Annotated in this window: 9 protein-coding genes; 1 reads left to right on the top strand and 8 read right to left on the bottom strand. The window is 70.1% G+C overall.

The genetic code is table 11. The annotated features are described in order from the left end of the window. The 8 genes from M878_RS87625 to M878_RS000000101185 all read right to left on the bottom strand — a co-directional run. A partial coding sequence (locus M878_RS87625) for a M48 family metalloprotease (protein WP_023553037.1) occupies positions 1 to 578 on the bottom strand: 578 nt, incomplete at its 3' end. Then, positions 575 to 955, bottom strand: coding sequence for a BlaI/MecI/CopY family transcriptional regulator (locus M878_RS87620; protein ID WP_023553036.1), 381 nt, complete (start codon positions 953 to 955; stop codon positions 575 to 577). The genes M878_RS87620 and M878_RS87625, both read right to left, overlap by 4 nt. Before the next feature lie 152 nt (positions 956 to 1,107). Continuing rightward, positions 1,108 to 2,013: an aldo/keto reductase gene (locus M878_RS87615; RefSeq protein ID WP_023553035.1), complete on the bottom strand. Its 906-nt coding sequence runs from the start codon at positions 2,011 to 2,013 to the stop codon at positions 1,108 to 1,110. A gap of 296 nt (positions 2,014 to 2,309) precedes the next feature. Next, positions 2,310 to 3,632 (bottom strand): aldehyde dehydrogenase family protein, encoded by a 1,323-nt coding sequence (locus M878_RS87610; protein ID WP_023553034.1) that lies wholly within the window; start codon positions 3,630 to 3,632, stop codon positions 2,310 to 2,312. Positions 3,633 to 3,871: 239 nt separating this feature from the next. Continuing rightward, positions 3,872 to 4,057 carry a hypothetical protein gene (locus M878_RS96910; protein WP_280923673.1) on the bottom strand — a complete coding sequence of 62 codons (186 nt, stop codon included), beginning with the start codon at positions 4,055 to 4,057 and terminating at the stop codon, positions 3,872 to 3,874. Between the two features lie 226 nt (positions 4,058 to 4,283). Next, complete coding sequence (locus M878_RS87600; protein WP_023553032.1) at positions 4,284 to 4,652, bottom strand: VOC family protein; 369 nt, start codon at positions 4,650 to 4,652, stop codon at positions 4,284 to 4,286. 631 nt (positions 4,653 to 5,283) lie between these two features. Beyond that, the gene (locus tag M878_RS87595) at positions 5,284 to 5,664 is read right to left on the bottom strand and encodes an SCO4402 family protein (RefSeq protein ID WP_023553031.1); all 381 of its coding nucleotides are present in this window, start codon (positions 5,662 to 5,664) and stop codon (positions 5,284 to 5,286) included. Then, positions 5,661 to 9,338 (bottom strand): ALF repeat-containing protein, encoded by a 3,678-nt coding sequence (locus M878_RS000000101185; RefSeq protein WP_280923694.1) that lies wholly within the window; start codon positions 9,336 to 9,338, stop codon positions 5,661 to 5,663. The genes M878_RS87595 and M878_RS000000101185 overlap by 4 nt, the downstream gene beginning before the upstream one ends. A gap of 153 nt (positions 9,339 to 9,491) precedes the next feature. Between M878_RS000000101185 and M878_RS87590 the strand changes: the two genes are divergently transcribed. After that, complete coding sequence (locus M878_RS87590; protein ID WP_245238298.1) at positions 9,492 to 10,013, top strand: hypothetical protein; 522 nt, start codon at positions 9,492 to 9,494, stop codon at positions 10,011 to 10,013. Positions 10,014 to 10,017: the final 4 nt, after the last annotated feature.

Raw genomic sequence — 10,017 nt, 5'->3', positions numbered from 1 at the left:
GCCGGGTGGCAGTGCGCGGTGAGTTCGGCGGCGGCGAGGAAGTAGTGGTGGTGGCCGTCGTTGTGCGCCCGCTCGTGCGCGAAGAGCGCCTCCCGCTCGGGGCCGTCCAGGCTGCGCAGCATCGCGGTCGTGACGACGATGCGGTGCGGGCGGCCGGGCAGCGCGTAGGCATCGGGGCGGGGCGAGTCCACCACGCACAGGTCGCCGGCCGACGGCCCGCGCCCGGCCTGGGTGCGGGCGGCGCGGAAGGCGCGGGTCTGGTGCAGCACCGAGCGGACGAGGGTCCAGCCGCAGACGGCGAGGGCACCGACGGAGGTCGCGGCGGCGGGCAGGACGACGAGGTCCGAGGCGGTGCGCAGCGGGTGGACCAGCTGGCCGACCGCGGCGAAGAGCGGGATCTTGAGCAGCCCGACGAGGACGAGCGAGCCGAGCGCGGCCAGTGAGCAGCCGGCGAGGACGACCGCGCTCGCGGTGACGGCCCACAGCGCGGCGACCGGGGCCAGCCGGTCCAGGGCCCGGCGGGCCAGGGCCGGCAGGGCGATCGGCAGCAGCAGGGGCAGCAGAAGCAGTGCGGTCATCGTTCGTCGGGTTCGAGGAGGTCGCGCAGGATGCGTTCGTCGCGGGGGCTGAGCTGGGCGACGAAGCGGGCGAGTACGGTCTCGCGGTCGCCGTCGCGGTCCAGCTCGCTGTGCATCCGGCGGGCGGTGAGGCCGTGGGCGTCCTGGACCTCCTGGACCGGGAGGTAGGCGTAGCCCCGGCCCTGGCGGTGCCGTTCGACGACCCCCTTGTCGTAGAGGCGGGTGAGGATCGTGGTCACCGTCGTGCGGGCCAGGTCCGCGCCGAGGCTTCGCTGGACCTGGCCGGGTGTCTGGGGCGCGGCGGCGGCCCAGAGTGCGGCCATGACACTCGCTTCGAGTTCGCCGGCCGGCCGGCGCTCGTCCTTCGCCTCGGTCATGGAACGTTCCTCACCCCGTCTTCGTCTGCGGCCCGGGCGACCGTCTACACGATGGTAGTCAATGGGGCCTTCGTACGGCTGTGCCCCCGCACACCATTATGGGAGGACCGCTCGTCCGGGGGCCGCCGCCCAGAAGACGCACCCCCGGCGTCTCAGCCTGCGGGGGCGTGCAGGGCGTCCAGCCGTGCCAGTTCGTCCGCGGTGAGCCGCAGGGCGCCCGCGGCGATGTTCTCCGCGAGGTGGTCCGGGTTGCCGGTACCGGGGATGGCGAGGACGTGCAGGCCCTGGTGCAGGGTCCAGGCGATACGGATCTGCGCGGGGCTCACGCCGTGGGCACGGGCGATGTCGCGCACGGTGTCGTCGTGGGTGTCGGCCGCCGCATGAGCCCCGGCCTCTCCGGCGACGGCGAAGAACGGTACGAAGGCGATGCCGTGTCCGCCGCAGAGGCGCAGCACCTCGTCGGCCACGGGATCGGGGCGGTCAAGTGCGTACCGGTTCTGTACGGACACCACCGGGGCGATCTCCAGCGCCTCGGCGAGGTGGTGCGGTGCGACGTCGGAGATGCCCAGGTGCCGGATCAGTCCGGCCTCGCGCAGTTCGGCGAGCGCGCCGAAGTGTTCGGCGACGGAGTCCTGGCCCATCCGGCGCAGATAGACGACGTCGAGGTGGTCGCGGCCGAGCTGGCGCAGGTTCTCCTCGACGTGACCGCGCAGTTGGTCGGGCCGGGCCGCGGTGCCCCACTCGCCGTGATAGTCGCGGAACGGGCCCACCTTGGCGGCGATGACCAGGTCGTCGGGGTACGGGGCGAGGGCGGTGTTGATCAGTTCGTTGGCGGAGCGGGTGGCGGAGAAGTAGAAGGCGGCGGTGTCGATGTGGTTCACGCCGAGTTCGACGGCCCGGCGCAGCACGGCGATCGAGCGTGCGCGGTCGCTGGGTGTACCGAGGTGGAAGGCGGCGCTGCCCGTCAGCCGCATGGCTCCGAAGCCTGTGCGGTGGACGGGCAGGTCGCCGAGTTTCCAGGTGCCCGAGGCATCCGCGGTGATCGTTTCAGCGGTCATCGGCGGAGTCTCGCACAAGCCCCGGAGCCCGTGCCGTTGAATCCGGTGACTCTGGTGAATATCGCATTGAGCGCGGCCGGGCTGGCGAACAGCGAGACGCAGTGGCCTCCTGTTCGTCGTCCCCCCAGCCGACGAGGCCCGAGAAGGGGCCGTGGCCGCACAGTTCGGATCTGCCCCGGCTCGACCCCGCCTGGACAGCGGCCGGGACACCCACCAGGTCCGCCACACATCACGCACGGCATGGTGTCAACTCCGTTGCACGGTAGCGTTTCCGCCGCCGGGCGGCCGACGGGGACTCAGCCGAGCGGCTTGTCCAGCACCGCCTTGCGGTGGCTGAACGTCTCGATGGAGTAGCGGCCGTGGTAGCTGCCCATGCCGCTCTCGCCCACACCGCCGAACGGCAGGTCGGAGACAGTGAGATGGGCGAGGGGCAGGCCGTAGCCGAGGCCGCCGGAGGAGGTCTCGGCGGCGATGCGCGCACGGGTCGCGTCGGACTCGGTGAAGACGTACAGCGCGAGCGGCTTGTCACGGTCGTTGATGAAGCCGATCGCCTCGTCCAGGCCGGTCACGGTGACGATGGGCAGGATCGGGCCGAAGATCTCCTCCCGCATGACGGGCGACTCCGGGTCGACGTCCGCGAGGACGGTCGGCGCGATGTACTTGGCCGTACGGTCGCTGTCGCCGCCCACCGCCACCCGGCCGGAGCCGAGCAGGGCGGAGAGCCGGTCGAAGTGCCGCTCGTTGACGATCCGGCCGTACTCCGGCGACTCGGCAGGGTCGGTGCCGAAGACTGCCTGGACCGCGCGGACCAGTGCGGCCTCCAGGGAGGCGGCGGTCTCCGGGTCGGTCAGGACGTAGTCGGGGGCGACGCAGGTCTGGCCGGCGTTGAGGAACTTGCCGCGGGCGAGCCGGTTCGCGACCACGTCGAGGTCGGCGCCCTGGTCCACGAACACCGGGGACTTGCCGCCGAGTTCGAGGGTGACGGGGGTCAGATGCTCGGCTGCGGCACGCATCACGACGCGGCCGACGGTGCCGTTGCCGGTGTAGAAGATGTGGTCGAAGCGCTCGGCCAGCAGGGCCGTGGTCTCCGGGACGCCGCCCTCGACCACGGCGACGGCGTCGGTGTCCAGGTAGGCCGGGATCAGCTCGGCCAAGGCTGCCGAGGTGGCCGGGGCCAGCTCGCTCGGCTTGGCGACCACCGCGTTGCCGGAGGCCAGGGCGCCGACCAGCGGGGCGAGCAGCAGCTGCGCCGGGTAGTTCCAGGGGGCGATGACGAGGACGACACCGAGGGGGTCGTACTGCGTCCAGGCCGTGGCGTCGGCGCCGAGGTGGGCGGGGACCGGTGCGGGCTCCGGGCGCAGCCACTCCTCGAGGTGGTCGAGGGTGTGGTCGATCTCGCGGATGGTGAAGTCGATCTCGGTGCGGTAGGCCTCGGTGCCGCTCTTGCCGAGGTCGGCGTGGAGGGCGGCGGCGAGGTCGGCGCCGCGCTCGGTGAGCATCGCGCGCAGCCGGCGCAGCTGGCCGGTACGCCACTCGACGGGCTTGGTGCGACCGGTGGCGAAGGTGGCGCGCAGCCGGGCCACGATGTCGGCGGGCTGCTCGATGGCGGGGTGGTTCACGGATGCCTCGCTGGTGGTGCACGGGCTGGTTTCGGCCCGGGCCTAGGTCTCAGTGGATGCATACACCAACCTTTCAGGTCCTCAAGTTCATTCCGGGGGCTCATGGTGACGCGAGTCACGTCGCCACGTGACGGTCCCGACGCGGGTCACGCGGCCATAGGGGCGATCCCGGGGCGGGTCCATCGGCCGCGGGTGTCTCGACGCCGGTCAGCCGGTCCTGACGACGCACTCGGCGCCGGTCACGTCGTCGTCGGACCGATCTCTCTCCTTCGTCGCTCCAGGCAGGCCCGCTCGGCCTCGCTTGCCATCAGGCCGGCGGCCCGGGCGTACTCCGCCGCCGCCTCGGCGGGGCGGTCCAGGCGGCGCAGCAGGTCGGCGCGGACGGCGTGCAGGACGCCGGCAACCGGCCCCTGACGCGATGTCAATAGCAGGCCCCATCGGGTGCTTACCGCAGTGCAGGCACTGGTCGAGCACGGGCTCGCCCACCTGAGGTGAGGCGTCTGGCGGATCCTCGCCAAGCTCTGTACTGGCCCCGTCCGCGCCACCCACCTGTATCGCACGCTGCTCGTCCTGACGAACATCGAGGCTGCTGCTGGCAATTGATTGCTACCGCAGGTAGGTCACGATCAGCTCAAGCACCGCGGAACAGCGTCACCGGGCCGGGATCGGCTGAGTGAGGTTCACCGGGTTGCCGTCGGGGTCCTGGATGTGGGCGACACGCTGTCCCCACGGCATGTCGTTGGGGCCGCTGCGGACCGAGCCGCCCAGCGCCGCCACCCGGCCGAGCGTCTCGTCGACGTCGTCGACACCGATGCTGAGCAGGATCCGCGGCGCCGCCACGGTCCCCGGGTTCGCCTTGGCCACCAGCCCGAGGTCGGTGTCGCCGATGCGCAAGCCGAGGTAGAAGGCCGGGCCTGCCTCCGGTACCCGGAAGATCTCCTCGGCGCCGAACAATTTCGTATAGAAGTCGAGCAGGAGGTCCTGGTCGGCGGTAATGATCACTGGCTGGATGGTGGACATGGCACTCCTGTCGAGAACGGTCGTGTCGCTGGGTAGACCGTTTGAGGACGGTGAACTCATCGACAAAGCCGCCCCGCCGGACGATCTACATCACAAACTGGCGCCCACGACCAGCACGAGCACCCCCAAACGAGGTCACGCCACGCCGCTGATCAGCCACTTCAAGATGGCGGAGCTTCACTGTCGTTGCCGCTGCGAGCACGTCGCTCTTGGTTTTGGTCGCCGTTTCCTGGCCGACGCGTTCGGTGCGCCTGTCGACCGTGCTGCCGGCGCTCGCGGTGGGCGTGATCAGCCAGGCCGAGTGCGGCACCCGTCCGGGCGGTGCCTTGTGCTGACGCGAGGACGACTTGATCAGGCAGACTGACGGCACATCGAAGCTCCGTTGGGCGAGGGCGACTTGGGAAGGTCACCTGCACAACGGAGCTTCGTTGCGTACATCGCGTGGTCGCCGGACATCGGCACACTGCCGTGACCGGCATACCTACAAGATCACCCCGGCTTTGAAACCGCCCTGGGTTGGAGGAGGGTCGGGCTCTTGTCGGCCGGGCTGGGGTCCGGCCGAGCCGACAAGAGCGGCAAGATGTGGTGTGGTCAGCCCCGAGGCGCTGAGGTTGTCAGTGGCCTCAGGGCGTCACCGGGTGAGGCTTGCGTGGGCCTGTGCCGCGGCTTCGACGACGCCTGGCCACAGTTGGTGTCCGAGGTAGGCGGCGTCATCTGCCTCGGGGTCCAGGGCGTCGAGGATCTCGTTGAGGCGGTCGGCGAGGCGTTGCATGGTCTGCGCCTCCGAGGCGTCGCGGAGTGTGTGGCCGATCGCCCCGGATGGGTTGTCCAGTACGGCGGTGTCGTCGTAGAGGATGTGGACGTTCAGCGTGAGGTCATCGAAATAGCCCGGGTGGGGGTACTGGCGCTCGATCCAGACGCGTCGCTGGTGGTCGGGGTCGGACAGCGCGTGTACCGCTGCGATGATCTGCTCGCGCATCTGCGGCAGTCGCACCTGCGGTGTCTGATTCATGGCTTGTCCCATTCCTTCCAGCGCAGCCATTCCTCCAACGGGATGTGGGCCTCCTCTGCGTGATCCTTGATCGAGCCAGCTATGGGCGTTCCATCGCGGCCGATGATTTTACCACCGGAGTTGATGACGACGTGGTCGACCTGCTGGAACACCTGGGAATTGTTGGGGTTTCCCTGGTCGATCCGGACGCCGTTCCCCTTGCCGTCGTTCCAGCGGTAACCGACGCCCTTCTTGTTCTCCTTCATGAAGGGCTTGAGTGAGTCCGGCACCTTGTCCACGGCGTCCTGGGGGAGCCAGCCGTCGACGGTCCTGCTGACCCGGCTGGCCTCGGCCACGCCTTCGACGCCCTCTTCGACCTTCTTGGCGGCCTTGAGTTCGCCGACGCCGGGGATGACGACCATGGCGGCGAAGGCGCATTTTCCGAGGGTGGGGTTCTCGATGCAGTCCTGGATGTCCTTGCCGCCGGAGAGCGTCCACAGTCCGCCGTAGATCATGGCGGCCTCTTGCGGATCCACATTGATCGGCGGATCCATGACACCGCCGTCCTTGACGCAGTCCGGGTAGTAGCCGAGGCGGGGGATGTAATGGCAGTGCTGAGTCTTCTTCTTGGCCTCGGCCTGTGCCTTGCGTGCTTCTGCGGCCTGACGGCGGGCTTCGGCTTCCTCGGCCCGGCGCTTGTCCATCGTGATCTGCCATGCCTGGGAAGCCTGTTCCTGGGCTTCCTTGGCACTCTTGCCGGCCGCGACCGCGGAGTCGTGGGCGTCGGCGGCCGACTGGTCGGCCTGGGTGGCGGAGGTGCGTGCGTAGTTGGCGTTGAACTCGGCCTGGGCGGCAGATTCAGTGGCGTCGGCGGCGTCGTGGTCGGCGGCGTCGGCAGCGGCACGCGCGGTGGCCACGGACTTGCGGGCCTGGTCCGCGGAGTTCTCCGCACTGGTGGCGGCCACGTCGGCGTCGTGGGCGTAGCCCTGGGCCTCATGGGCGGAGTTGGCTGCCTGATTGGCTGCCTTCTGGGCGTCGGTGGTTGCCTTGTGGGCATCGGCGGCTGCCTTGGCGGCGAGCCAGCTGTTCTTGCGCGCTGTGGCCGCGATGCCGGAGGCTTCAGCGATCAGGCGCTGCATCTGGGCGTTGTGGGTGTCGGCGAGCTTGTCCTTGCGGTCGGCCATGTACTGGCCGACGTTGAGGAAGGCTTCGAGCTGGTCGGCGGGGCCGGCCAGGGCGATCTTGGCGGCCGCCTTGACCTCCGGGCCACCGTCGTTGACGAGTTTGGAGGCGGTGACGCGTTCGTCGTCGTTGCGGGCGGAGTACTGGCCTGTGGCGATGAAGGCGGCCAGTGTCTTGGGGTCGTTGGTGGCCAGGACGGCCTTGGAGGCTTCCTTGACTCCGGGTCCGCCGGCGTTGTTGATCTGGGAGACCTTCACCCGCAGGTCGTCGTTGGCAGCCGTGTACTGGCCGGTGGTGTAGAAGTCGGCGACCTGCTGGTCGCTGCCCTTGAGCGCGTCTGCGGCGGCGGTGCGCACCGCCTGGTAGGGGCTGTCGGTGGTGAGTTCGAAGACCTGCTCGCGCGTCTCTTGCGTCTTGGCGGTCTGCCAGCCGGTGCGCAGGTAGGCGATGACGTCGGCGTCGGTGCCGGACAGGGCCTGGGTGGCCGCTTGCTGGCTGAGCGGGCCGAGGTCCCTCAGCGCCTGCAGGGCGAGCCGGCGTCCCTTGGCGGCCAGTGCCGTGGTGTCCGCGTCGGGCTTGGCGGCTTCGGCGGCCAGGGCCTGTGCGGTGTCGTCCAGGCCGCGTGCTTCAAGAACGTTGGCGGCGGTCTGGGAAGTGAGGGCGTCAGCCTGGTCCTTGCGGCTCCTGGCGCGTTCGATGGCGGCGTTGGTGCGGCTGGTGAGGTCTTCGGCCTCGGTCTTGCGGGCGATGTCGAAGACCTTCTTGGCGGTCGACACCGCCAGGCCGGCGGTGTCGGCGGCCTTCTTGGCGGCATCGGCTTGCCGGTCGGCCTGCTTGGCCGCGTCTGCCGCCTGGCCGGCGTGCTTGGCCGCGTCGTCGGCGGCGTCGGCTGCATTGTTGGCGTGGTCGGCGGCAGCCTTGGCCGCGTCACGCGCGGCGTAGGCAGCGTCCGCGGACTCCTGGGCCAGCGCCTCGGCGGCGTTGGCCGCGCGGTTGGCCTCAGCGGCGTGCCGTCGGGTCTCTGCCGCCGCCTGTGCGGCCTCTTCCGAGTGGACCCCGGCAGCGTCGGCGGCGGCGCTGGCCTCGTCCGCGGCGTCAGCTGCGGCGTTGGCATCGGCACCGGCGGCCAGCGAGTCGGCCGCGGCGGCCTTGGCGGCCCGGGAGGCGTCTCCGGCCGCCTGAGCGGCCTGGGCCGACTTGGCCGCCAGCAGCGCGGTGGCCCGTGCGTTGGCTGCAGCGTTCTTGGCGTCCTCGGCCTTGCTCGCGTTACCAGCCGCGGCAGCGGCGGCGTTGTAAGCGCGGGAGGCGGCGTCGGCTGCTGCGGCGGCGGCGCTGGCGGTCTGTGCGGCAGCGGCGGCGGCGATACGGGCCGACTCATTGGCCGCGTTCGCCGCTCCGATCGCCTCCTGCGCCGCACCGGCGGCGGCGCGTGCGGCGCTGGCGGCCTGCCGGGCCCGGGCCGCGGCGGTCTGGGAGTCGCCCTTGGCCGCCTGCGTCTCCTTGGCCGCCCGCTGTGCGTCTTCCTTGGCCAGAGCGGAGGCGGCCTTGGCTCGCGCGGAGGCCGCCTTGGCCGCCTCGGTGGCCGCCTGCGCGCGTACTCCTGCCTTCTGCGCCTGGTCCAGCAGCTGCTGGATGGTGGCGTGTTCCTGGTCCTTGTTGCGGGCTACGAACTGCCCGACCTCGAGGAACTCCACCACGTCGTCGGGTGTGCCCTGCAAGGCGAGTTTGCCGGCCGCCTTCACTGCCTGGCCGCCGTCATTGATGATCTTGGAGACCTCGACCCGGTCGTCGGTCTCCTGCGCCTCATACTGGCCCGACTTCAGGAACCGGGCGACGTCCTCCGGGGTGCCTTTCAGGGCTGCCATCCCGGCCTGCTTGACCTGCGGACCGCCGAAGTTGATGACCCGGGACGCCTCGACCCGCTGGTCCTCCTGCAGCGGCGCTTTCCAGCCGTCCTTCAGGAAGGCACGCACGGCACCTGGGTCGGTGGACTTCAGTGCGTTCTTGGCCGCCTCCTGCACAGCCGGGCCGCCCACGGCGACCATGCGACTGATGTCGACGCGGTCGTCGTCGTTACCGATGGCGTCCTTGTCGGCGAGGAACTTCTTGACGTCCTCGTCCGAGCCGACCAGGGCCTTCTCCGCCCCCGCCTTCACACCCGGGCCGCCCCAGGTCCACGCTTCGACGACGAGGCGGCGGTCGGAGACAGGGTATCCGCCGTCGTCTGAGTCATCATCCGCGCTAGCCGGTCCGGCGCCGAGCAGCCCGGCGGCGAGCGTGACGGGCAGCAGAACGGCGCAGAGGTCGCGAAGTGCGGGACGGTGTCCCCGGGTTGGCGCTGTTGTGTTCTTCGATAGCGCCCCTGATGAGCGCGAAGGCCGTTTCACTGGCCCATTCCCCCCTGAGAATTGAGTGATGTCAGTCACGCGTCCGCACGTGTGCGGATGCGGCTGGTCGAGGGCCGCGTCCGTTGGCGGCAAGCGGTGGCTTCTACACCCGGGCGACCTGGTCATGGCGTCCGCGCCGACCGGCCGGTCACCCGTCATCCGTGCTGTGTGGTGTGGCTTCTGACTACTTGCCAGTAGCATCCTACGCACAGACCAGGCACGGGAGGTTCACAGGAACTTCACCGCTGTGCCGCACCGCAAGGGGGAAGGAAAGACACCTTGATATCCAAGGTTCGAAACGTCATCATGGCGGGCGTATGCGGGGGTCTGGCGCTCTGCGTCGGAGTCGCGACGCTGACCACCGCGCATGCCGTTCCGGGGGACCCCTCCCCCACCGCCTCGGCCACCCCGGCACCGGGTGACGGCACGATGCCCTCAGCCGTCGAAGACTTCGCCTACCCGGGGGCGACGAAGATCTTCCAGGAGAAGCAGATCCTCCTCAAGCAGGGCGACGGTCACATCATGCTGACCGACTGCAAGTCCACGTACGCGATCATGGTGGAGTCGCGGACCGCTCAGAAGCAGTTCTGCTTCTCGGTCAGCGGGAAGCAAGGCGACCTGACCCTGGAGCTGCCCGATGCCTACGGCATCTGGACCCAGGACCACCCGGTCGAAGCCAAGGTGAAGAACGGCGACAAGGAAACCGTCGTCGAGGCTGCGAAGAACGATTACAAGCCCATCGGTGAGGCGGGCGCCAGCGGCAAGCCCTCCGTCCTCGTCGAGCTCCGGGTCACCGGCTGACCCC

This window comes from Streptomyces roseochromogenus subsp. oscitans DS 12.976 (assembly GCF_000497445.1).
In the GTDB taxonomy this organism is placed as follows: Bacteria; Actinomycetota; Actinomycetes; order Streptomycetales; family Streptomycetaceae; genus Streptomyces; species Streptomyces oscitans.
This window is presented reverse-complemented; position numbering and strand designations above follow the sequence as displayed.